Below are 23,799 nucleotides of genomic sequence, written 5' to 3'. Positions count from 1 at the left end.
GCAGGGCCTTCCGGGGCCACGGCCCGTCAGCGTTCGGCCGCCTGCATCGGCTTGCCCGCGGGGGCCTGGGGGGTGATGCGGGCGCCGTCGGAGAGGTCGGCGGGGGGGCTCAGCACGATGCGCTCCTGGCCCGAGAGTCCCTGGTCGATCTCGATGGTGGCGCCCCGGTCGCGCTCGATCCGCACGGGCGTCCAGGCGACGGTGCCGTCGTCGCGGGCCACCGCCACCCGCGTGCCCTTCTGGTTGAACACCAGGGCCTCGGCGGGGATCGCCACGCTCGGGCGCGTGCGGGGGATCTGCAGGGTCACGTACACGTAGAGCCCAGCGCGCAACGCGCGGTCGGGATTGGGCACGTCGACCTGGGTGGTGAGGGTGCGCGAGGCGGAGAGCAGCGCCACCGAACTGCGCTCGACCTCGCCCTTGAAGCTGCGGCCGGGGATCTGCGGCACTTTGATCTCGGCGGCGATGCCGGGCTCCACCCCCACCGCGGCGTTCTGGGGCACGTTCACCGAGATGCGCAGCACGTCGTCCCGGTCCATGGCGAGGAGCGCCGTGCCCCCGCCGGCATCGGCCTGGACGAGGTCGCCGACATCGACAGTGCGGGTGGTCACCACCCCGTCGAAGGGGGCGGTGACGGTCTCGAAGCCGGTCAGCGCCTTCAGCCGGTCGACGGTGGCCTGCTGCGCCTTGATGTTGGCCTCGGCCACCTTCACGTCGGCCTCCGCCGAAGCGAGGTTGGCGTTCTGGCTGAGCAGGCTCGCCTGGGAATTGTCGGCGTTCTGCTTCGAGGCCCAGCCCTGGCCGGCCAGGGTCGCGGTGCGGCTGTTGGTGACCTCGGCGAGCGTCAGGTTGGCCTTGGCCTGGTCGACCAGGGCCTTGGCCTTCAGGCGCTGCGCCTCGAGCTGCCCGAGCTGGGCCTGGGCCTGGGCGAGCTGCTGGTCGAGGTCGGGGGCGGCGATGCGCAGGAGCGTGTCGCCCTTCTTCACCCGGGAGCCGATATCGACCCGGCGCTCGGCGACGTAGCCGGTGGCGCGGGCGAAGATGCGGGCCGTGGCGAAGGGCTCGGTCTGGCCGGGCAGAGTGAGGGCGATCGGCGCGTCGAGGCGCTGCACCTCGGCCGTGCGCAGCTTGGGCACGAACTCGATCTGCCGGCGCCGGGTCGCGTCGGCCTCGGCGCTGCGCTGCCAATGCCCGTAGGCGCCGTAGCCGATCAGGCTGCCGGCCACGAGCACCACGAGGAAGAACAGGCCCTTGCCCGGCGGGCGCGGCCGCTCCCCGTCCTCCGTCCCGGTCGCGACGCGCGCACTCATACGTAATCCTCGATGGGCCTCACCGGGCCGCGGCGCAGCAGGGTGTAGAGGAAGGGCACGAACAGCAGGGTCGACGGCGTGCCGAGCGCGATGCCGCCCATCACGGCCCGGGCGAGCGCCGCGTTCTGCTCGCCGCCCTCGCCGGTGCCGAGCGCCATCGGGATCAGGCCGAGGAACATGGCGCCCGCAGTCATCAGCACCGGCCGCAGCCGGGTCTCGCCGGCCGCGATCGCCGCCTCGTAGGCCGAACAGCCGGTCGCCTCCCGGTGCTCCTTGGCGAAGGTGACGAGCAGGATCGAGTTCGCGCTCGCGATGCCCACCGACATGATCGCCCCGAACAAGGAGGGGATCGAGAAGGTCGTGCCGGTCACGAACAGGCTGGCGACGATGCCGCAGAAGGCCAGCGGCAGGGCGGCGAGCACCACGAAGGGGTCGCCCCAGCTCTGGTAGTTCACCGCCATGAGCAGGTAGACCGCGATCAGCGCGATGCCGAGGCCCACCTCCAGCCGGAAGAAGGCGGCGCGCATGTTCTCGATCTGGCCGCGCACGGCGATCTTGTCGGGGGCGGGCAGGGCCGTCTGCTCCTCCTCGACGATGCGGTCGATGTCGCGGGCCACCGCGCCGAGGTCGCGGTCCTGCACCGCGGCGTAGACGTTGAAGGTCGGCTGCGTGTTGACGTGGTTGATCACCGTCTGGGTCGGCTGCCGGGTGAAGCGGCTCACGCTCGAGAGCAGCGTCAGCACGCCGGGGCCGCCATTGCCCGAGGTCGCCGCCGCCGCATCCGCCCGGGCCAGCAGCGGCGTGTTCTGCAGGGCGGTCAGCGAGTCGTTGCGGTATTCCGGCGTCTGCACCCAGAGCTGGTAGGGGATGCCGGTCTTCGGGTCGGTCCAGAAGTTCGGGGTGACCTGGAAGGAGCCCGAGAGCGAGACGTTGAGGCTCTGGGCGATCTGCTGCTGGGTCAGGCCGAGCTCGGAGGCGAGGCGCCGGTCCACGTCCACGAAGAATTGCGGCACGTCGACGATCTGGTGGAGATGCACGTCGACGAGGCCCTTGGTCCGCTTCAGCCGCGCCTCGATGCGCCGGGCGACCTCGAGATCCTGGTCGGTGTTGCGCCCGGAGACCTGCACGTCGATCTGTGCGATCACGCCGAAATTCAGGATCTGGGTGATGATGTCGGAGGGCTGGAAATAGACCGTCAGGTCGGGGAAGCGCTCGCGCAGCACCCGGCGCAGGCGCTTCTGGTAGAGCGCCACCGAGCCGTGGCCCTCCTTCAGGTCGATCAGCATCTGCCCGTCGTTGTAGGACACGAAGGAGCCGTCCGAGAAGGCGAAGTTGTAGTTGTTGGACGGAATGCCGATGTTGTCGAGGATCTGCGCGATCTCGCCTTCGGGGATCACCTCGCGCACCACGCCCTCGACGCCGGCGAAGACCTGCTCGGCGGTCTCGATGCGCATGCCCGGCCGGGTGCGCAGGTGCAGGGTCATCTGGCTCGATTCGACCTGCGGGAAGTAGTCCTGCCCGGTGAAACCGAGCAGGACGCCGCTGCCGCCGAGGATCGCGATGACGGTGGCCAGCGTGGCGAGCCAGTGGGTCAGCACCGCGTGGAGCAGGCCGAGATAGCGGCGGTGGAAGCGGGCGAAGCGCGCCTCGAAGCCGTGCCGGAAGGCGCCGGCCAGGCGGAACAGGGGTCGCAGCAGGACGCCGAGCGCCCGCTCGATCCGGCCCCGGTGCAGCCCCTCGTCCTGCCCATGATGCTGCGCGTATTCCCGGGCGACCAGCACGTCGATCAGCACCGGCACCAGGGTGCGCGAGAGCAGGTAGGAGGTCAGCATCGCGAACACCACCGCGAGCGCCTGTGGGGTGAACAGGTATTTCGGGGTGTCGGTGAGCGCGAAGACCGAGACGAAGGCGGCGCAGATCGAGAGCGTCGAGATCAGGGCCGGCTTGGCGATGCCCGCCGCGCCCTCGACCACCGCGTTGCGGAAGGGCCGGCCCTCCTCGAACAGGCGGTAGGTGTTCTCGATGGCCACCGTCGCGTCGTCGACGAGGATGCCGACGGCGAGCGCCAGGCCGCCGAGCGTCATCACGTTGATGGTCTGGCCGAGGGCGGCGAGGATCGCCAGCGAGGTCATGATGCAGAGGGGGATCGAGACCAGCACGATCAGCGTCGAGCGCCAGGAGCCCAGGAAGAGCAGGATGGTCAGGCCGGTGAGGCCGGCGGCGATGGCCGCCTCGTGCAGCACCCCCTCGATCGCCGCCGAGACGAAGACCGACTGGTCGAAGAGGGGCTTGATCTCCATGCCCTCGGGGGCAGCGGCGCGGATGTCGGGCAGGGCCTTCTTGACGTTGTTGACCACGTCGAGCGTCGAGGCGTTGCCGTTCTTGAGCACCCGCATCAGCACCGAGGCCTGGCCGTCGGCGCGCACGATGTTGACCTGGGGCGGCCCGCCGTCGCGGACATGGGCCACGTCGCGCACCAGCACCGGCTGGCCGGCCACCACCTTGATCGGGATCTCGTTGAGCTGGGCGATGGCGTCCGGGGTGGCGTTGAGCTGCACCGGGTATTGCTGCTCGCCGATCTTGGCGAGCCCCGAGGGGATCGTCAGGTTCTGCGAGGTCATCGCGTTGGTAACCTCGAGCGGGGTCAGCCCCAGCGCCTGCAGGGCCTGCAGGTCGAGATCGACCATCACCTGCCGCGGGGCGCCCCCGAAGGGGGAGGGCAGGGTCGAGCCCGGCACCTGGGTGAGGCGCTGGCGGATCCGGTACTGGGCGTAGTCGTAGACCTTGTTGAGGCTGTCCTTGGCCGAGGTCAGCGCCAGCTGGATCACCGGCACCGAGGAGGCCGAGAAGCGCACGATCACCGGCGGCTGCACGCCGGGGGGCATCAGGGCGCGGATCGAGTTGGTGGAGGAGACGATCTGGGCGATGGCGAGATCGATGCTGACGCTCGGGTCGAAATAGATCTTCATCACCGCCGTGCCCTGGAGGGTGGTCGATTCCATCCGAGCGATGTTGTTGACGTTGTTGGAGATTCCGAATTCCGAATAGGTCGTGATCCGTTTCTCGACCTCCGGCGCGGACAGGCCCGTATAGGTCCAGACCACCACGACGACCGGGATGTCGACGGTGGGCAGCACGTCCTTGGGCGTGACGACGATGGCGCCCAGGCCGCCGAGCATCATCAGCACGGCGAGGACGTAGGTCGTGATGCGGAACTTCAGCGCGTACTGGACGAGGCCCATGCCCTTCCCGTTGCCGTCTCCGATCCGAGGCGCTGCCCTGCGGGGCCGGTCCAGCGCGCGACGGGATTGACTGTGCCGGGGGAGGGGACCCGGGCGCGACGGCGCCGATCCCTCACCGGTGACGATCCGGCAACAAAAGGCGGCCCATGTTTCTGCCCTGTGTCCGGAAACAGTCCCGGGGCCGCCGCGCTGCCGTGACGCAACGCGGTAGCAGATTCTTCAAGGCTGCGCGCCTGCGTGGAACGACGCGGCGCCACCGCGTCGCTGCGGGCTCCGCGACATCTGTTCTTCACGCTCCGCGGGGGAGGGAGCTGCCCGCAGGCGCCTCCGGCCGCGCCCGCCGGGACCGTTCATTCCTCCGGCAGGCAGACCAGCACCGGCGCGTAGGCGGGTTCGAACCCGGCCCTGGCATAGAGGCGCTCGACCGGGCCGTCGGCCGGGCATTGCAGGAAGACCGCGCGGGCGCCCTCCGCCGCGGCATGGCCGATCGCGGCGGCGGTGACCGCGCTGCCGAGGCCCCGGCCCTGGAGATCGGCCCGGCAGGAGACGTTGTAGAGGCCGGCGAGATCCTCCTGCAGGTAGAGGCTGGCGCAGGCCGCGGGCGCCCCCTCGTGATGCACCACGATGTGGTGGGCGGCGATGGCCTCGGGTGAAGCGGCCTCGGCGAGGGAGGGGAGGTAGTAGCGGGCGAGGTGCTCGCGCACGAAGGGCTCGTCCGAGAGGGCGCCGAACACCGCGACGAAATCCTCCGGCGGCACCGGATCGGCATGCGGCTCCACGACCACCGCCTCCAGGGTCGCGCAGGCGGGCGGCTCGGCGGCCGGGCGCAGCATCCAGCGGGCGGGATAGGTCGCCTCCGGCCTGCACAGAGCGAGCAGCCTCGCCTGCTCCTCCTCCCGCGCCAGCACCGCCGGGGCGCGGCCCAGAGCCTGGGCCTGGGCCCGCGCCCAGTCGAGCTGGGCGGGGCTGCGAATGCCGTAGGCGAAGTTCAGGGTCGGGTCGGGGATCGCCCGGGAGAAGACGTAGCCCGCCCCGTCCGGCCCCTCCGCGCAGCCGTCGAGATAGGTGCCGGTGAGCATCGCGACATGCGCGTCGCGCAGGGTCTCGAAGGCGGTCATCGGGCTCCTTTCGATCCAGGTTCGGGACGGCCGGGCGCTCAGGCCGCCGGCCGCCGGGTCTCCCGCGCCGCCGCCAGCCAATGCCCGAAGCGGGCATGGAAGGCCGGCGACAGGACGATGTCGAGATGGTCGGTCTCGGGGATGGTCTCGTCGGAGAGCAGGTTCGGGGTGAGGCACGACCAGTCGAGGATCGGCAGGCCCTCCGCCACCGAGCGGCTCGCCCGGAACACCCGCACCGGCACCCGGCTCGGGCCGAGCCGCAGGGCCCGGAACTGCAGGGCGTGGTCGACGAGCGTCCAGAGGATGCGCTCGCGGCTGCCGACCTCCGGGCCGTCCGCGGCCAGGGGCTGCGGCTCGGCCGCCAGGAAGCGCAGGAACTGCCCCCGTGCCTCCGCATCCATGCGCGGGAACAGGGCCTCCCAGTCGGCCCGCATCGCGGAGCGGGACAGCCATTCCGCCAGCATCGCCTCGTGCGCCGCCCGCTCCTCCTCCCCGAGGGGCCGGCCGGCGCCAACCGCGAAATTCGCCTCCAGCCCGCAGGCATCGAGCATGCCGACGAAGGGGAGGGGGAAGCCCTCGCCGAGCGCCCGGGCGGTCTCGTAGGCGAGCACCCCACCCCAGGACCAGCCGAGGAAGATGCAAGGCCGCCCCTCGGCCCGCCGGCGCACCGCCGCCGCATAGGCGCGGGCGAGATCGGCCACCGCCGGCAGGGGGCGCACCGCCTCCGTCAGCGAGGCGCAGAGGAAGCCGAGGGCCGGCTGCTCGGCGCCGAGATGGGCCACCAGCGGCTCGTATTCCCGGGTGCTCACCAGCAGGCCCGGGAACAGGACGAGGAGCGGCGCCGCGCCGTCGCCGCCGCGGCTCAGCTCCACCACCGGCGCGAGGGCATCGCCCCCGGTCTCGCCGCGTCCCGCCTCGATCCGTTCGGCGAGCGCGGCGATGGTCGGGTTGCGCAGGAGGTCGGCGACGCCGATGCCGCCCTGGGGCGCGATCAGGCGCAGCCGTGCCACCAGCCGCAGGGCGGAGAGGGAATCGCCGCCGCATTCGAAGAAGGGCCGGTCGGCCGCCTTCACCGGATAGCCGAGGATCTCCGACCAGATCCGGGCGAGCCGGGTCTCGGTCGGACCCTCCGGCGCCCGGGCCGGGGCCTCGTCCGCGGCCGGATCGGGCAGGGCCCGGCGGTCGACCTTGCCGTTGGTGGTCACGGGCAGGCGGTCGAGCACCACGAGCCGCGCCGGCACCATGACATCCGGCAGCGCCCGGCCGAGGGCCGCCCGCAGCCGGCCCGCCTCCGGCCGCCGGCCCCGGGCGGGGGTGACGTAGCCCGCGAGATAGGGGCCCGCCGGCCCCTCCCGCTTCACCACCACCGCCTCGGCCACGGTGTCGAGGGCGCGCAGGGCCGCCTCGACCTCGCCGAGCTCGATCCGGTGGCCGCGGATCTTCACCTGGTCGTCGGCCCGACCGGCATAGGCGAGCGCCCCGTCCGGGCGCAGCCGCACCCGGTCGCCGGTGCGGTACATGCGGCCCCCCGCCGGGTCGAAGGGATCGGGCAGGAAGCGCTCGGCGGTCTGGCCCGGCCGGCCGAGATAGCCCCGCGCCAGGCCGCCGGCGATGTAGAGCTCGCCGGTCTCGCCCGCGGGCACCGGCGCTAGGTCCGGCCCGAGCACGTAGGTCCGCCGCGCGCCGACCGCGGAGCCGATCGGGGCGTAGGGCTCGGGGAAGGCGGTGCCCGGCGCCACCTTCCAGATCAGGGGCGAGATCACGCATTCGGTCGGCCCGTAGCCGTTGATCAGCAGGCGCGGCTTCAGGGCGCGGCCGACCTTGGCGAAGACCGCCTGGGACATCGCCTCGCCGCCGAAGGAATAGACCTCGACCGGGGGCGCCTCGCCGAGGGTGTCGGCCCATTCGGCGAGCTGGCCGACATAGCTCGTCGGGAAGCCCGCATGGGTGACCCGGTGGCGGCGGATCACGGCGAGCGTCTCGGCCGCCGTCCAGAGCTCGGGACCGCGCAGGACGATCGCCCCGCCCAGGGCCAGGGGCGTCATCCAGCGCTCATGCGCCCCGTCGAAGGCGAAGGAGAGGAAGTGCAGTTCCCGCGAGGCCTCGCCCATCTCGTAGGCCGCGCCGGTGGTGAAGCAGTGCATGGCGAGCGGCCCGTGCTCGACGAGCACGCCCTTGGGCCGCCCGGTCGAGCCCGAGGTGAAGATGACATAGGCCGGGTCCTCCGGACCGATGGCCGGCTCGGGGCCCGGCGGCGCGTCGCAGGCGGCCGGGTCGAGCGTCGCGGCGCCTGCCGGCAGGTCCAGACGCGCGGCGAGCGCGGCCGGGGCGAGGACGTGGCGCACGCCCGCATCCTCCAGCATCAGCCGGATCCGCTCCGGGGGCGCGGCCGGGTCGAGGGGCAGGAAGGCGGCGCCCGCGCGCAGCACCCCGAGGAAGGCGGCGACCGCCTCCGGCCCCCGCTCCAGGGCGACGGCGACGATGTGGCCGCGGCCGATGCCGCGGGCCATGAGACCGGCGGCGAGGCGGCCGGCCCGTGCGTCGAGGCCGCCGCGGGTGAGGGTCTCCCCGCCGAACAGGATCGCCGGATGCTCCGGCGCCGCGCGGGCGAGGCGGGCCAGCCTGGCGGGGATGCTCTCGTCCACGCCCGCGGGCCAGGCCGCGGGACGGGGCGGGGAGGGGGCCGGGCCGGCCTTCTCCGGGGCGTCGAGCCAGGCCCTGGCCTCGGCCAGGGGGAGGGGGCCGTGCAGGAAGTCCCAGCCCTTCGGCAGGGCCCGCTCCGCCGGCCACAGCGCCCGGTGGCCCCGTGCGTCCTGCGCCACGATCAGCGGGCCGGCGCTCCAGTCGGCGGATTCGGAAACGGGGTCGGGGATCGCGGGCTGGGTCATCCCTGACAAGACGGATGAGGGCGGGGCCGGTTCACGATCCGCGCCCGCCCAACGCCTCCGCTCGATTTCGCCGCGGCCCGTGAACCGGCCCGCGGCTCATCCGTCATGGAAGGACCGGGGCGCGGAAAGCCCGGGACTTCACGGGATGAGACGGGAGCGTTCGACGTGCGGGAGGAGAACACGGTGCGCCTGAGCGTGACGGGCGAGGCGAAGGAGCCCGTCCTGCGCCTCGAGGCCGCCTCGCATGCGGGCGCGGCGGCCGAGGCGCTGCTGCGCAGGGCGGAGGCGCTGACGGCGGAGGATGCGGGGGTCACGCGCATCCTGGTCGAGCCCGGCCCTTGCCCGGAGGCGGCGGCGCGGCTCGTCGCCGAGGGCGCCGCCCGGCGGGCGGGCGGGCGCGTCGAGATCCTGCCGGGCCTGCTCTGGCAGGTGGCGCAGGGCTGGCTGCCGCAGGCGCGCCCGCCCTTCCCCGAGCTTCCCACGATCAGCCACGGCCGGCGCCATCCCCTGCGGCCCGAGGCGCCGGAGGGCCTCCTCTACCGCCGGGAGATCCCCTGGCTCGGGCAGTCGCTCAGCTTCCGCACCCTGACCGAGCCCGGCGACGTCGCCCTGTTCTCCCGCTGGATGAACGACGACCGCGTGGCCGCGATCTGGGACGAGCGCGGCGATCTCGACCGGCACCGCGCCTATCTCAAGGGCCTGCAGGCTGATCCGCACATGCTGCCCCTGTTCGGCTGCCTCGACGACAAGCCCTTCGCCTATTTCGAGCTGTACTGGGCCAAGGAGAACCGCCTCGGCCCGCTCTACGCGGCGGAGGATTACGACCGCGGCTGGCATGTCGCGGTGGGGGAGGAGGGCGTGCGCGGCCGGCGCTACGTCTCCGCCTGGCTGCCCTCGCTGATGCATTTCCTCTTCCTCGACGATCCCCGCACCCGGCGGATCGTCGGCGAGCCCCGGGCCGACCACGCCCAGCAGATCCGCAACCTGCACGGCTCCGGCTTCTCCACCGTCGCCACGGTCGACTTCCCGCACAAGCGGGCCGCCCTGGTGATGCTGACCCGCGACCACTTCTTCCGCGACCGGCTCTGGGTGCCGGGCGCCGCCGCGGCCGACGCGACCCCGCGCCCCGCCGCCGTCTGACCTCACGCCTTCAGAGAGCCCCCCCATGACGCCTCCCTCGACCACCGACATCCTCGGGATCGGCTTCGGCCCGGCCAATCTCTCCCTGGCGATCGCGCTCGCGGACGCGGCCCGCGCCCGGGGCGAGCGCCCCTCCATGCTGTTCCTGGAGCGCCAGGCCGCATTCGGCTGGCACCGGGGCATGATGCTGCCCGGGGCCGACATGCAGATCAGCTTCGTCAAGGACCTCGTGACCCTGCGCGACCCGACGAGCCCGTTCAGCTTCATCAACTACCTGCACGAGAAGGGCCGCCTGAATGCCTTCCTCAACCTGAAGACCTTCAACCCCTCCCGGGTCGAGTACAACGACTACCTCGCCTGGGCCGCCGCCCACTTCGCCGAGCACGCCGCCTATGGCGAGCGGGTCGAGGCGGTGGAGCCCGAGACCCGGGACGGGCGCCTCGTGGCGATCGGCGTCCTGGCCCGCGATTCCGCGGGCGAACTGCGCCAGCGCCGCTGCCGCCACCTCGTCCTGGCGGCCGGCGGCGAGCCGGTGGTCCCGGCGCCCTTCGCCGGCCTGTCCGATCCCCGGGTGATCCATTCCTCGGGCTACCTGCCGGGCATCGCCGCGGCCCTGGGCGACCCGCGGGCGCGGACGGCGCCGCCGCGCATCCTGGTGATCGGCGCGGGCCAGAGCGCCGTCGAGGTCGCGGTCGATGCGGGCAGCCGCTACGCGGAGGCCAGGATCGATCTCGCCATCCGCGGCCCCGCCCTCAAGCCCGCCGACGACAGCCCCTTCGTCAACGAGATCTTCGATCCGGAGAGCGTCGATCTCGTCCACGACGCCCCGGAGGCGATGCGGGCCGATCTCCTGGCGAGCTACCGCGCCACCAACTACGCGGTGGTCGATTCCGACCTGATCCAGAGCTTCTACGCCACGCTCTACGAGGAGCGCGTCGCGGGCGAGGCCCGCAACCGGCTCCTGCGCAACACGGTGGCCGAGGCCGTCGCCGCCGGCCCCGGGGGCCTGCGCGTGACCCTGCGCGACCGCCTCGCCGGCACGGTCGAGACGGCGGAATACGACCTGATCGTGCTCGCCACCGGCTATGCCCGGGCGACGCTGCCCGCCCTGCTCGACGGCCTGCGCCCCTTCCTCGCCGGCGAGACCGTCGACCGGCATTACCGCCTGCCCCTGGAGCGGGCCGACCCGCGGGTCACGGTGCATCTCCAGGGCTTCGCCGAGGCGAGCCACGGCCTCACCGAGACCCTGCTCTCGATCCTGCCCGTGCGCGCCGCCGCCATCGCCCGGACCATCCTCGACGCCGAGGCCGAGGCCCGCGCCGCCAACCGCCCGGCCCTGCGGGCGTCGTGAGCGCCCCCGTTCGCGCGCCCCTCGATCTCGGGCGGGCGCCGGTGGTGCCGTTGATCCTGCGCCTGTCCGGGCCGGCGATCCTCGGCATCTCCGCCCATTCCCTGCAGATGCTGGCCAATGCCTGGTTCGTGGCCGATCTCGGCGCCGCGGCCATCGCCACGATCGGCATCGCCTATCCGGTGACGCTGCTCGTGGCCGCGCTCGGCTATGGCGGCGGGATCGGCGCCGCCTCGATCCTGTCCCGGGCGCTGGGGCGCGGCGACCGGCGCGGCGTCGAGGAGGCGGCCTCCCTCGGCTTCTGGCTGGTGCTGCCCCCGGGTGCCCTGCTCGCCGGGCTGATCGCCCTCGACGCGCCGTTCTGGCTGCGGCTGCTCGGCGCCGACGACGCCCTCGCCGCCGCCGCCGCGCCCTATACCGCGCTCGCGACCCTCGGCACCGGCCTGATGCTGGTGATGATCGTCGGCGGCTTCGTCGTGCGGGCGCAGGGCCTCGCCCGCTTCTCCGGCGCGGTCATGGTCGGGGCCTTCGGCCTCAACATCGCCCTCGACGCCCTGCTGATCCGGGGCCTGCATCTCGGCACGGTCGGGGCGGGCTGGGCGACCCTGCTCGCGCAGGGCGCGGCCGCCCTCGCCTTCGTCTGGCATTTCCGGACGGCGCGGCCGCCGGACCGCATCGCCTTCCGGGCGCCCTGGCGGATGGGGCGGGCGGGCCGGGCTCACGCGGGCGAGCTCCTGCGCATCGGCGCCCCGGTCACCGCCTCGAGCCTGCTCGCGGCCTTCGCCATGGCGTTGTTCGTGCGCGCGGGCGCCGCCTATGGCGAGGCCGCGGTGGCGGCGCTCGGCCTCGGCCTGCGCCTCGTCATGGTCGCGGCCCTGCCCCTGCTCGGGGTCATGGCCGGGGCCCAGGCCGTGCTCGGCTTCGCCCACGGGGCAGGGCAGGACCGGCGGCGGGATACCGCTCTGGCCTTCGTCACCGGGAGCGCGCTCGCCTACGGCCTCGTCGTCGGCGCCCTGATGATCGTGTTCGCGGAGCCGCTGGTCGGGCTGGTGGCGCAGGATGCGGCGACGATCGCGGCCGGGGCGCGCACACTCTGCGCCTTCGCCCTCGCCTTCATGCCGGTGGGGCTGCAGCTCTCCGCCGCCACCCTGTTCCAGGCGATCGGCGCGCCGCGGCGGGCCGCGGCGGTCTCGCTCTCCGCCCAGGGCCTCGCCCTGATCCCGCCGCTCCTGGTGCTACCGCAGCTCTACGGCTTCGACGGTGTGCTGGGCAGCCGGCTGGCGGCGGAATTCCTCGCTGACGGGCTCGGGGCCCTGCTCCTCCTCGGCTTCCTGCGCGGATCCCGCCAGGGGGCAGCCCCCCTCCAGCGCCGCGAGGCAGCCGAGATGGCCGCGCCGCACCAGGCCGCATACGAGGGCGCGTGACACGCCGAGCCGGGCGGCGATGTCCTTCTGCGGCACGCCGTGCAGCCGGTGCAGGCAGAAGACCGTGCGCACCGGCTCCGGCAGCCCGTCGAGGGCGGCCTCGGCGAGGCGCAGGCGCTGCCGGTCCGAGGCGACCGCCTCCGGGGTGAGGCCGCCCGCAGCCTCCCCCGCCCCGTCGAGATCGGTGAAGACCCGCGCCTCGAAGCGCAGGCGGCGCGCCCGGTCGATGGCGAGGTTGCGCACCATGCCGGCGACATAGGCCTCGGGCTTGCCCGGGATCGCCCCCCGGCCCCGGTGGGGCGGCTCGGCGACGAGGCGCAGGAACACGTCCTGCACCACGTCCTCGGCGAGGGCCGGGCAGCCGGTGAGGCGGCGGGCCAGCGCCAGATAGACCGGCTTGCGGGCGGCGAGCGCGGCCAGGCCCCAGGGACCGGGAGCCGCCCCGTCGTCGGTCCGGCCGGAACCGGCACGGCCGGCCGCGTCGTGCGAGATCGTTGGCATGGGCCTCGGCATGGTCTCGACCCCCGAAAGAGCGGGGGCGCATCGCGGCGGCCGGCGCGCGCGAGGGCACGACGGGGCATGCGCGACGATGCTTCGTCGAGCGGCAAACCAGCACAGTCACGCCGAAGTATCAACTGATCTTTTATACAACTTGTTGTTTTTAATTGTTATAACTTTGCCTTTATTGAGGATAAACTTCCCTAGAACACGGGGATATCGAGACATTCGCTCCCGGGAGATTGCCCTCAATTCATGCGCGTCCCGGCTCGGCCACGCGCGCCCGGCCCTCGGGCACGGGCTCTCCTGCCGGCTGCGACCCTTCGTCCTGCGCCGCCCGCGCCTCCGCCCGCCGCTCCTGGGCCCGCCCGAGCCAGAGGCTGTTGACGAGCCAGGCCGCCGAGAGCGGCACCGCCAGGAGCGCGGCGGCCGATCCGGTCAGGCCGAGGGCGCCGATGGCCCAGGTCGACCAGGCGCCGATCTGGTCGCCGGTGCGGTAGACCACGGTGTCGATGAAGCTCTTGGCCTTGTAGCGGTCCTCCCGCGGCACCACGGTGAACAGCACCTCGCGGATCGGCCGGCTGATCGCGAAGTTGCCGGCGCGGCGCAGAACCTGGAAGGCGACGATCACGGTGATGGTCGGGGCGTAGGCGAGCGCCGCGAAGCCGGCGATGCTCGCCGCCGGCAGGAGCGCCAGGGTCGGGCCGACGCCGATCGCCTGCGTGATCCGCCCGGTGAGGAAGAGCTGCACGCCCAGGGTCAGCAGGTTCACCGCGAGGTCGACGCTGGCGAAGAAGGCGGTCTGGGCGGCGCGGTCGGGAAAGCTGCGCTTCGCGATCCCCGCCTGCTCGAAATACAGCACCGTCGAGGTGATCGAGAACAGGAGCAGGAACAGCGCGATGTTGAGCAGGTAGGGCGAGCGGACCGTGCGGGTGATGCCGGCGAAGGGGCTGCCGCCGATGGCCCGGGCCTGCTCGGAGGCCGGCACCGCACGGAGCGCGTCGGAGAGGCGGGCGAGGCCGCGCATGGCAAAGACCGCCGCCTCGAGCAGCAGCGCGGCGGCCACGAGGAGCCAGGCGGTCGGCACGTCCCGGGCGAGCACGGCGGTGAAGGCCGAGCCGGTGATGGCCCCGAGGGTCGCCCCGGCGGCGATGAAGCCGAACAGCCGCTTGCCCTGCTCGGTCGAGAAGGTGTCGACGACGGTCGCCCAGAAGATCGAGACGACGAACAGGTTGAACACCGACAGCCAGACGAAGAACACCCGCCCGACCCAGATCTCCGCCTCCCCCCGGACCTGGGAGACGGCCAGGGCGAAGCCGAGGATGTTCAGGGCGAAGAACCGGTAGGTGAGGGGCACGAAGCGCGCCCGCGGCAGGTGCTTCACCAGCCAGCCGAAGGGCAGGTTCAGGGCGAGCATGCTGAGGAGCGTCGCCAGGAACAGCCAGGGCAGGTTCTCGAGCCCGCCCGCCACGCCCATCTGGTCGCGGATCGGGCGCAGCACGTAATAGGCGGCGAGCAGCGCGAAGATATAGGCCCAGGACCAGGCCAGGGCCCGCCCCTCCCCGGGCCGGATGTCGACGAGCCGGCGCAGGAGGGGGGCGGGGGCCGCGCTCAAGGCTTCAGCCCGAGCTTGGCCTTCAGCTCCGGCGCGGGCAGGTCGTGGCCGAAGCCCGGCGAGCCCATGGCGAATCTGTCCGCCTCCTTCAGGGGGCCGACCACGACGGGGTCGAAGCCGGCATCGGCGACGAGGATCCTGGCGACCGCCACGGCCTCGTCGTCGCCGGCGATCGGCACCGCCATGCGCGGGGCCGGGCGGTTCGCCTGGGCCACGAAGATCTTGTAGTTGATCGCGTTGAAGGCGCGGGCGATCCGCGCCCCGGGCAGGTACTTGCGCGACGCCGCGGCGATGCCCTCGGCCGCCACCTCCTCGTAGACCGCCCCGTCCCGCCCCTGGGTGGCGTTGCCGGCATCGATCACGATCTTGTCCTTGAGGGCGGCGGCATGCTCCTTCGCGAAGGCCGGATAGGCGCTGTAGGGGATCGCCAGGAACACCGCGTCGGAGAAGGCGAAGGCGTCGGCCGGCGTGCCGGCCCTGGCCTTCGGCCCCAGGCTCTCGACGAGGCCCTTCAGCTCCTCCGGGTGGCGGGAGGCGACGAGCACCTCGTAGCCGGCCTTGCTCCAGAGCGCGGCGAAGGTGCTCCCGATATGGCCGCCGCCGATGATGCCGATCCGCTTGGTCCCGTTCTCCGCGAAGGCCCGGCCGGCGAGCGGCAGGGCGAGGACGCCGGCGAAGAGACCGGCGAGCACGGCGCGGCGATGGGGCGGCGGAACGTTAAGCGGCATCGATGAGCTCCTCCATCTTCCGGCGCTCGCCGGCATCGGGCAGGCGCCCCCGCGCGGCGCCGAGATTGTCCTCGACGTAGGCCACCTTGGCCGTTCCGGGAATGGGGCAGGTCACGGCCTCGTGGGCCAGGACGTATTTCAGGAAGAATTGCGGCCAGCTCGCACAGAAGGGCCGGGCCCAGTCGGGCAGGGGCTTCCCCTTGACGGCGTTGAGGAGCCGGTCGCGGCCGAAGGGCACGTTGACCATCACCGCCATGCCCCGGTCGGCGGCGAGCGGCAGGATGCGCTCGGCCGCCTTGCGGTTGTCGAGGGCGTAGTTGACCTGCACGACATCCAGGGCGGCCTCGCGCATCACCGCCTCGAGGTCGGGGAACTGGTCGTCCCGCCAGACCGTGACGCCGAGATAGCGGATCCGGCCCTGCCCCTTCAGTTCGCGCAGGAGGGCGAGGTTGCCCTTCGTGTCGACGAGGTTGTGCACGGCGATCAGGTCGATCCGGTTCGTGCGCAGGCGCTGGAACGAGCGCTCGATCTGGGCGAGCGCCGCCTCCCGGCCGCTCTCGGAGACCTTGCTCGCCAGGAAGATGTTCGGGCGCAGGCCGCTCCCGGACAGGATCAGGCCGAGCACGTCCTCGGCGGTGCCGTAGCTCGGCGCGGTGTCGATCACCCGGCCGCCGAGGGCCGCGAAGCGCTCCACCGCCGCCTGCAGGGGCGCGACCTGCTCGGGCACCGGCGGCACCTCGTAGCGGCGCGAGGTGCCGATGCCCATCGCCGGCAGGCTTTCGCCCGAGGAGGGGATCCTTCGCGCGAGCAGGGCCGGCTCCGCCGCGGCGGCCCGTGCGAGGGGCGGGGCGAGGGGCGCCAGCGCGGCGGCGGCGATCAGCGAACGGCGGGACAGGGACGACGGCATGGCGCGCTCCTTCCGGGCGGACGGGGACTACATGGGGCGCGCAACGGCCCTGTCGGAGGGCCAAAGGACGCAGGGAGATCCCGGCCCGAGTTGATCCCCGCCCGCCCCGCGGCTAGACCCGCGCCCTCTCCTCGAGGCCCCGGATGCGTTTCGCGATCGACACCTTCGCCATTCTCCGCGGATGCGTCGTCGTGACCGGCTGGACCGACGGCGCGCTGCCGCGCCTGCTGATCGGCGGCAAGGCGGCCAAGACCTGCGCGTCCCGGGCGCCGCGGGAGGATCTCGTCCCGCATTTCGGGCCGCGGGCGCGCGACTGGGGCTTCCGCATCGCCGCCGTCACGGCCGAGGTGATCGTGCCGGATTCCGCCCTCGCCCTGGTCTGGCCGGACGGGCGCCGCACCGGCCCGCGGGACACCGCCTCGATGCCGCCGGGCCGGCCGCTGATGAGCGCGCTGTTCGAGCGCTTCCGCGCGCATGTGGCGGAGGCGCCGGGCCCCCTCCTGGAGATCGGCTCGCGGGCGCGCAGCGGCCATTCCTACCGGTCCAACTTCCCGGACGGGCTGCCCTATACCGGCCTCGACGTGAAGGCGGGGCCGAATGTCGACGTGGTGGGCGACGCGCACCATCTCTCCCGCCACCTACTCCCCGGGACGGCGGGGCCGTTCGACTACGTCTTCTCGGTCTCGGTGTTCGAGCACCTGCTCCTGCCCTGGAAGGTGGCCCTGGAGATGAACGCGGTGATGCGGGAGGGCGGCCTCGCCTATATCCAGTCGCACCCGATGTGGCCCCTGCACGAGGAGCCCTGGGACTTCTGGCGCTTTTCCGAGAACGGCTGGCGCGGGCTGTTCAACGCCCATACCGGCTTCACCCTGCTCGGCGCCGGCTACGACCTGCCGGCCATGGCCGTGCCGGTGGCCGCCGCCGGGGGGCCGCTCGCGGGGCTCGATTACGGCCAGGCCTTCCTCGCCTCCGCCTGCCTCGTGCAGAAGACGGGCGCGCCCCAGGTCGCCTGGGAGGCGGAGGCCGGCGCCATCGCCGATCTCGCCTACGCCCACGAATGAGCGCGCCTGCCGCCACCGCGACGCTGCTCCGCCGCGGGCAGGCGCCGCGCCTGCTGCCCCTCGCCGGCAGCGGCACCCGCTGCCTCGTCGACCTCGAAGGGGAGGGCCTCGGCCTCCGCTTCGTCACCGTGAGCTTCCGCGACGCCACCAGCACCGCCTTCAGCCGGGTGACCCTGAGCGCCGGCCTGAAACAGGCGGCCTACAAGCCGCAGCTGACGCTCTCGGCGGATGGCAGCGGCCGCTTCAGCTGGACCGGGATCCTGCCCGAGGCCGTGTGCCACCTCGAGCTCGCGCCGACCTTCGACGACGTCCTGCCCCCGCTGACCGAGATCCGCATCGCCGAGCCGCATCCCGCGCGCCTGATCGGCACGGCGCTCGCCCGCCGGCCGCGGCTCGCGGCGGAGGGGGCCTGGTGGTGGCTGCTGAAGCGGCGGCTGCGGGCGAAGTACCGGATCGAATCCGCGATCAAGCCGAAGGCGCTCGCCGGCTACGACGACTGGATCGCCCGCTTCGACACGCTCACCCAGGCCGACCGCGACCGGATGCGCGCGGCGCTCGCGGGCTGGGCCGCGCCGCCGACGATCTCGGTGCTGATGCCGGTCTACAACCCGGACCCGGCGGTGCTGGAGAAGGCGATCGCCTCCGTGCGCGGCCAGATCTACCCGCATTGGGAGCTCTGCATCGCCGACGACGCCTCCGACCGGCCGGGCATCGCCCGCCTCCTGGAGAAGGCCGCCGCCGCCGAGCCCCGGATCCGGCTGGTGCGCCGGTCCGAGAACGGCCACATCGCCCGGGCCTCGAACGACGCCCTGACGCTCGCCACGGGCACGTTCTGCGCCCTGATGGACCACGACGACCTCCTGCCCGAGCACGCCCTCCACGAGGTCGCCGCCGCGCTGGTGGCCGATCCCGGCCTCGATCTCGTCTACACGGACGAGGACAAGGTCGATGCCCGGGACAAGCGCTTCGAGCCGCATTTCAAGCCGGACTGGAACCCGGAGCTCCTGCTCGCCCAGAACTACATCAACCACCTGACCGTGCTGCGCACCGAGCGGATCCGACGGGCCGGGGGCTTCCGCCCCGGCTTCGAGGGCAGCCAGGACCACGACCTGCTCCTGCGCATCGGCGACGACCTGCCCGCCGCCCGCGTCCACCACATCCCGAAGGTGCTCTATCACTGGCGCACCGCCATCGGCTCGGGCACCTATTCGGACAAGGCGCTCGCCGTGGCCGAGGCCGCGCGGCTGCGGGCGCTGGAGGAGACCATCGCCCGGAGGGGCTGGCCGCACCGGGCCGAGCGCGGCGGCCAGGGCTTCAACCGGCTGGTGCGCGCCCTGCCCGACCCCGCCCCCCTGGTCTCCGTGGTGATCCCGACCCGGGACCGGGCGGAACTGCTCGGCGTCGTCCTCGACGGGCTGCTCACCAAGACCGACTACCCGGCCCTCGAGGCGGTGATCGTCGACAACGACAGCCGCGAGCCCGAGACCCGGGCGCTGTTCGACCGCTACCGCGACGACGCGCGGGTGCGGGTGGTGGAGAGCCCCGGGCCGTTCAACTTCTCGAAGCTCTCGAACGCGGGGGCGGCCGCCGCGAGCGGCTCCGTCCTGCTCTTCCTCAACAACGACATCGAGGTGGTGGAGCCCGGCTGGCTGACCGAGCTCGTCTCGATCGCCGCGGAGCCGGAGGTCGGCGCCGTCGGCGCCAAGCTGTTCTATCCGGACTGGACGCTGCAGCATGGCGGCGTGGTGCTGGGCGCCGGCGGGATCGCGGGCCATTCCCATCTCGGCATCGTGCGGGAGGATCCCGGCTATTTCGCCCGCATGGTGGTGGCGCAGGAGGTCTCGGCGGTGACCGGCGCCTGCCTCGCCATGCGCCGGGACGTGTTCGAGGCGGTCGGCGGCTTCGATGCGGCGCGGCTCGCCGTGGCCTTCAACGACATCGATCTCTGCCTGCGGGTGGGCCAGGCCGGCTACCGGGTGATCTGGACCCCGCACGCGGTGCTGATCCACCACGAATCGAAGAGCCGCGGCTTCGAGGACACCCCCGAGAAGCGCGCCCGCTTCGAGGGGGAGACCCGGACCATGGTCGAGCGCTGGGAGAAGCGCCTGTCCCGCGACCCGTTCTACAACCCGAATCTCAGCCGGGCGAAGGCGAACTTCAAGCTGATCTGAGGGGAGGCGGCGCGGGCGCCCTCCGTAGAACGCCCCGTCGGAATCGGAAGAACAAGCGACGGTGGTGTCATCGACAGGGCGGGACGCCTGTGGTTTGGTAACGGAAGTGTAAACATCAGGCCACCGGAGCCCCGATGCCGGTCGAGGACGACCCCCTCTGGTACGATCGCGCGGAGGCGCCCGAGCCGCACGGCCCGATCCTGCGCCTCGGCTTCGGCGCGATCCTCGCCCTCATGGACCTGGCGGCCTTCCTGAAGGCGAAGGCGCGGATGCTCAGGGCCGGCGTGGCGGCCGCCTTCCGCGACGCCTGAGCCCGGACCGCCCGCTCATCGTCCGTCGGGGGTGCGCAATCCGAACCAGAGATCCTTGACCTGGTCGTAATGCTCCTTGGCGCTGTAGGCGGCCACGGGCAGCGCGGTGAAGCGCACGGTGAGGCGGCCGACGGCCTGGACGACGTCGTAGGAATTCACGACCCGGTCGCGCTGGGCCAGGATCAGGTTGACCCGTGCGTTGAGCAGCTCCTGCTGGGCGTTGAGCACGTCGAGGGTGGTGCGCTGGCCGACCCGGGCCTCCTCGCGCACGCCGTTGAGGGCGACCTCGTTGGCCTGGACCTGGGCCTGGGAGGCGATGACCTGGGCCTTGGCCGCCTCGAGCCGGCCCCAGGCCTGGACGATGGCCGCGCGCACGGCATCGCGGTCGCGCTCGGCCAGCAGGCGGGCCTGGCTGACGAGTTCCTTGGCCTGGCGGATCTGGGCGTATTCCTGGCCGCCCTGGTAGAGCGGCACGGTCAGGCGGCCGACGATGGAGGCGGTGACGCCGTTGTCGCCGGGCAGGGTCTGGTCGTAGCGCTGCTGGACGTTGCCCTGGATGCCGAATTGCGGGGCGAGCGCGCCTTCGAGCACCTTGACCTGCAATTCGGCGGCATCGACCGCGTGCAGGTCGGCCAGGATCTGGGGATGCTCGCGCAGGCCGATGGTGACGGCGGTGTCGAGGCTGGCGGGCACGTAGCGGTCGAGGGGGCGTCCGGGGGCGAGCTGGCGCGGCTCGACGCCGATGGTCTGGCGGTAGACGCCGATGGAGGAGCGCAGGTTGGACTCGGCGGCGCTGACCTGGGAGCGGGCACCGGCGAGGCGGGCCTCGGCCTGGGCCACGTCGGTGCGGGTGACCTCGCCGACGCTGAAGCGGTCGCGGGTCTGGCGCAGCTGCTCCTCGAGCACCTCGACGTTGTTGCGCTGGAGCTCGAGGGTGGCGGTGTCGCGCAGGACGTTCATATAGGCCTGGGCGGCGCCGAACAGCGTCTGCATCTCGCTGAGCCGCAGGGTCTCGCGGGCGTTGAGCACGCCCGATTCCGCCCGGCGGGTCTGGTTGTCGGTCCGGAAGCCGTTGAACAGGATCTGGTTGACGGTCAGCCCCGCCCCGCCCGGGCGGGTGACCCGCTGGTCGACCGTCGCCCTCTGGATCGTCCCCGACAGGGTTTCGAGGCCGATATCGGCGGTGATGCTGGCGGTGGGTCGATAGCCCGACTGGGCGATGGCGACGTTCTCGTCGGTCGAGCGCACATTGGCGCGCTGCGCGTTCAGCGTCGGGTTGGCCGCGTAGGCGCGCGACAGGGCGCTTTCCAGCGTCTCCGCCCGGATCGGGCCGGACGGCACGGAAAGCAGCGGAAGGATGGCGATCAGACGCCATGCCGTGCGAACGTGTCTCGATCCAGATGGCATTGAGAAATCATGAAGGAAGGCGATTAATTAATCGTCTCCTTCACCATGTCGGGCTCAGGAAGTCATCCTTAGCAGAAGTTTTTCTAAGTATTCGTTAGCCCGCACAGGTTGTATTTCCATGCAGGTCCGCCGGACGGAGAGGGGCCCGGCGCCGGGGCGCCCGTCACGAGGCGGACCGATCCGCCCCGTTCGTCTCGGCCGGCGTGGGGGCCTGGGGACGCGTGTCGTAGTCGCGCAGCCGCAGCCGGGCGGCGGCGCGGCGATAGGCCCCCACGGTGCCGGGCCAGAGGGCGCGGTTGCGCCCCGCCGCGTCGAGATACCAGCTGCCGCAGCCGCCCCGCAGCCAGATGCTGTCGCGCATCCTGGCATCGACCGCCTGCCGGAAGCGGGCCTGGGCGTCCGGGCGCACGTCGAGCGCCGCCCGGGGATGGCGGCGCAGGTGGCGCAGGGCGCCGAGCACGTGGTCGAGCTGCGCCTCCATCATCAGGAGCACCGAGTTGTGGGCGAGGCCGGTATTGGGGCCGAGCAGCAGGAACAGGTTCGGGAAGCCGTGCACGGCGAGCCCCTGGAAGGCGTCGCGCCCCCCGGACCAGGCCTCCGTCAGGCTGCGCCCGCCGCGGCCGGTCACGGCGATGCGCGCGACGCTGCCCGCGACCTCGAAGCCGGTGGCGAAGATCAGCACGTCGAGCTGGTGCTCGACGTCGTCGGCCGCGAGGACGCCGCCGGGCCGCACCTCCCGGATCGGCGCCTGGACCACCAGGGCGCCGCTGCGCGCCAGCGCCGGGTAGTAGTCGTCGGAGAGCAGCACCCGCTTGCAGCCGAGGCGGAAATCCGGCGTCAGCTTGGCCCGCAGGCGCGCATCCGAGACCGCGCGCTGCAGGTGGCGGCGCCCGAGCGTCTCCGCGAGGGCCGTCAGGCGGGAGAGGCGGGTGAAGCCGAGGAGGGCAGGGGCCTCCTGCCGCCCGTACAGGGCGAGCCGGTAGAGCCGCCGCAGGATCGGCAGGCGCGCATAGAGTGCCCGCTCCCAGCCCGCGAGCGCCCGGTCCCACCGGGGCAGGATCCAGGGCGCCGAGCGCTGGAACAGGACGAGGTGCCCGACCCGGTCGGCGATCTCCGGCACGAACTGCACGGCGCTCGCCCCCGTGCCGATCACCCCCACGCGCTTGCCGTCGAGCGGCACGCCGTGGTCCCAGCGGGCGGAGTGGAAGGCGGCGCCCGCGAAGCGGTCGAGGCCGGGGAGGGCGGGCAGGGCGGGCTCGTGCAGGCCGCCGACCGCCAGGACGAGGGCGCGGGCCGTCAGGGTGCCGTGCGGCGTCTCCACCCGCCAGCGCCCCGCCGCCTCGTCCCAGCGGCAGGCGCCGACCGGGGTGGAGAGGCGCAGGCGGTCGCCGAGGCCATGGGCGGCGACGAGGCCCTCGAGATAGGCCGCGATCTCCGGCTGGCGCGGATAGAGCCGGCTCCAATCGGCCTTGGGGGCGAAGGAGAGGGCGTAGAGATGCGAGGGGATGTCGCTCGCCGCCCCCGGATAGGTGTTGTCCCGCCAGGTGCCGCCGACCGATCCCGCCTTCTCCAGGATCAGGAAGTTGCGCAACCCGGCCCGCTCGGCCCGGATCGCCAGGGCGAGGCCGGAAAAGCCCGCCCCCACGATCAACAGGTCCAGAGGATCGTCGGGGCCGGGCATGCTCATGCCGGCATCGCTTCGTCCAGGGCGGCCCTGCGCGCAAGATGCCGGTGCAGGAAATCGGCGGCCTCGGCCAGCGACAGCCGCGCCTCCGGCAGCGCGTCCCCGGCGATCTGCCAGGCATGGGGCACCACCGGCCAGAGCCTCAGGGTCACGGCGGTCCCCGCCGCCCGCGCCTTGTCGGCGAAGCGCACGGAATCGTCGCGCAGCATCTCCCGCTCGCCCGCATGGATCAGCAGCGGCGGCAGGCCGGCGAGATCCCCCTCGATCGGGGAGATGCGGGGATCGCCCGGATCGGCCCCGGCGAGATAGACCGGCGCCAGCCGCATCAGCGCTTCCGGCTTGAACATCGCGTCCCAGGCCGCGTTCCGGCGCAGGGACGGGCTGCGGCCGAGGAGATCCGTCACCGGGCAGAACAGGGCGGCGGCCGCCGGCGGCGGCAGGCCGCGGCGGCGCGCCTCCAGCAGGGTGGCGAGGGCCAGGTTGCCGCCGGCGGAATCCCCCGCGATCGCCGCCGGCCCCCGCGCCGACAGGGCGGCCCAGGCCGCGACCACGTCCTCGAGTCCCGCCGGGAAGGGATGTTCGGGGGCGAGCCGGTAATCCGGCACGAAGACCCGGAAGCCGGCCCGCGCGAAGGCGCCGGTGATCGGGCGGTGGGTCTTCGGCGAGCAGGCGATGAAGCCGCCGCCATGGCAATAGAGCAGGGCAGGGGCCGTCTCTCCGGCCGTCTCTTCCCCCTCCCCCGCCTGCGCGACCGCCCATTCCCCCGGCACGCCCCCGAGGGCGCCCGGGGTGAAGGCCACGCCGCGCGGGTCCGGCCGTCCCCGGCGGTCGAGGGAGGCCCGGATTTTTTGGACGTCGAAGACCTGCCCGAGCCGCCGGCGCACGGCCAGCCGCAGCACGGCGTCGAAGAGATGCGCCCGCAGGCTCCCCCGGAACAGGCTCACGGG

At 73.0% G+C, this 23,799-nt stretch carries 16 protein-coding genes and 1 pseudogene; 6 read left to right on the top strand and 11 right to left on the bottom strand.

Features of this window, described 5'->3' with window-relative positions; all coding sequences use genetic code 11:
* Positions 1-26 precede the first annotated feature (26 nt).
* The 4 genes from MFF21_RS11795 to MFF21_RS11780 all read right to left on the bottom strand — a co-directional run bounded on the left by MFF21_RS11795 (position 27) and on the right by MFF21_RS11780 (position 8,558).
* Positions 27-1,310: an efflux RND transporter periplasmic adaptor subunit gene (locus MFF21_RS11795; protein WP_238311362.1), complete on the bottom strand. Its 1,284-nt coding sequence runs from the start codon at positions 1,308-1,310 to the stop codon at positions 27-29.
* Positions 1,307-4,552, bottom strand: a complete 3,246-nt coding sequence (locus MFF21_RS11790; RefSeq protein ID WP_238311361.1) for an efflux RND transporter permease subunit — start codon at positions 4,550-4,552, stop codon at positions 1,307-1,309. The genes MFF21_RS11795 and MFF21_RS11790 overlap by 4 nt, the downstream gene beginning before the upstream one ends.
* 350 nt (positions 4,553-4,902) lie before the next feature.
* Positions 4,903-5,670, bottom strand: a complete 768-nt coding sequence (locus MFF21_RS11785; protein ID WP_238311360.1) for a GNAT family N-acetyltransferase — start codon at positions 5,668-5,670, stop codon at positions 4,903-4,905.
* Between the two features lie 38 nt (positions 5,671-5,708).
* On the bottom strand, positions 5,709-8,558 hold the full coding sequence (locus MFF21_RS11780; protein ID WP_238311359.1) for an amino acid adenylation domain-containing protein: 2,850 nt from the start codon (positions 8,556-8,558) through the stop codon (positions 5,709-5,711).
* A gap of 165 nt (positions 8,559-8,723) precedes the next feature.
* Here MFF21_RS11780 and MFF21_RS11775 point away from each other — a divergent pair, with 165 nt between their 5' ends.
* From MFF21_RS11775 to MFF21_RS11765, 3 genes are read left to right on the top strand one after another with little or no spacing between them, the layout of a single operon-like run.
* Complete coding sequence (locus MFF21_RS11775; RefSeq protein ID WP_238311358.1) at positions 8,724-9,698, top strand: GNAT family N-acetyltransferase; 975 nt, start codon at positions 8,724-8,726, stop codon at positions 9,696-9,698.
* A gap of 25 nt (positions 9,699-9,723) precedes the next feature.
* On the top strand, positions 9,724-11,049 hold the full coding sequence (locus tag MFF21_RS11770) for a lysine N(6)-hydroxylase/L-ornithine N(5)-oxygenase family protein (RefSeq protein ID WP_238311357.1): 1,326 nt from the start codon (positions 9,724-9,726) through the stop codon (positions 11,047-11,049).
* Positions 11,046-12,470, top strand: coding sequence for an MATE family efflux transporter (locus tag MFF21_RS11765; protein ID WP_238311356.1), 1,425 nt, complete (start codon positions 11,046-11,048; stop codon positions 12,468-12,470). Before MFF21_RS11770 ends, MFF21_RS11765 begins: the two co-directional genes overlap by 4 nt.
* Positions 12,471-12,497: 27 nt before the next feature.
* Here the strand turns inward: MFF21_RS11765 and MFF21_RS11760 are convergent.
* The 4 genes and pseudogenes from MFF21_RS11760 to MFF21_RS11745 all read right to left on the bottom strand — a co-directional run.
* Positions 12,498-12,971: pseudogene (locus MFF21_RS11760) on the bottom strand (sigma factor); the annotation flags it as partial.
* Positions 12,972-13,221: 250 nt separating this feature from the next.
* Positions 13,222-14,583 (bottom strand): NTP/NDP exchange transporter, encoded by a 1,362-nt coding sequence (locus tag MFF21_RS11755; protein ID WP_238311355.1) that lies wholly within the window; start codon positions 14,581-14,583, stop codon positions 13,222-13,224.
* On the bottom strand, positions 14,580-15,311 hold the full coding sequence (locus MFF21_RS11750; protein WP_238311354.1) for an NADPH-dependent F420 reductase: 732 nt from the start codon (positions 15,309-15,311) through the stop codon (positions 14,580-14,582). Before MFF21_RS11750 ends, MFF21_RS11755 begins: the two co-directional genes overlap by 4 nt.
* Complete coding sequence (locus tag MFF21_RS11745; protein ID WP_238311353.1) at positions 15,301-16,218, bottom strand: aldo/keto reductase; 918 nt, start codon at positions 16,216-16,218, stop codon at positions 15,301-15,303. Before MFF21_RS11745 ends, MFF21_RS11750 begins: the two co-directional genes overlap by 11 nt.
* Before the next feature lie 143 nt (positions 16,219-16,361).
* Between MFF21_RS11745 and MFF21_RS11740 the strand changes: the two genes are divergently transcribed.
* From MFF21_RS11740 to MFF21_RS11730, 3 genes are all read left to right on the top strand, one after another.
* A complete protein-coding gene (locus tag MFF21_RS11740; protein WP_238311352.1) occupies positions 16,362-17,279 on the top strand; it encodes a class I SAM-dependent methyltransferase in 918 nt (305 codons plus the stop codon).
* Complete coding sequence (locus MFF21_RS11735; RefSeq protein ID WP_238311351.1) at positions 17,276-19,450, top strand: glycosyltransferase family 2 protein; 2,175 nt, start codon at positions 17,276-17,278, stop codon at positions 19,448-19,450. Before MFF21_RS11740 ends, MFF21_RS11735 begins: the two co-directional genes overlap by 4 nt.
* 134 nt (positions 19,451-19,584) lie before the next feature.
* On the top strand, positions 19,585-19,761 hold the full coding sequence (locus MFF21_RS11730) for a hypothetical protein (protein ID WP_238311350.1): 177 nt from the start codon (positions 19,585-19,587) through the stop codon (positions 19,759-19,761).
* Between the two features lie 15 nt (positions 19,762-19,776).
* On the opposite strand, the gene MFF21_RS11725 is transcribed toward MFF21_RS11730, so the two are convergent.
* From MFF21_RS11725 to MFF21_RS11715, 3 genes are all read right to left on the bottom strand, one after another.
* Positions 19,777-21,168: a TolC family outer membrane protein gene (locus MFF21_RS11725; protein WP_238311349.1), complete on the bottom strand. Its 1,392-nt coding sequence runs from the start codon at positions 21,166-21,168 to the stop codon at positions 19,777-19,779.
* A gap of 163 nt (positions 21,169-21,331) precedes the next feature.
* Positions 21,332-22,855, bottom strand: a complete 1,524-nt coding sequence (locus tag MFF21_RS11720) for a flavin-containing monooxygenase (protein WP_238311348.1) — start codon at positions 22,853-22,855, stop codon at positions 21,332-21,334.
* Positions 22,852-23,790: an alpha/beta hydrolase gene (locus MFF21_RS11715; RefSeq protein ID WP_238311495.1), complete on the bottom strand. Its 939-nt coding sequence runs from the start codon at positions 23,788-23,790 to the stop codon at positions 22,852-22,854. Before MFF21_RS11715 ends, MFF21_RS11720 begins: the two co-directional genes overlap by 4 nt.
* Positions 23,791-23,799 lie beyond the last annotated feature (9 nt).

The organism is Methylobacterium organophilum, assembly GCF_022179465.1.
Taxonomy (GTDB): domain Bacteria; phylum Pseudomonadota; class Alphaproteobacteria; order Rhizobiales; family Beijerinckiaceae; genus Methylobacterium; species Methylobacterium organophilum.
Note: the sequence above shows the minus strand (reverse complement) of the source record. Positions and strands in the feature narration are given on the sequence as shown.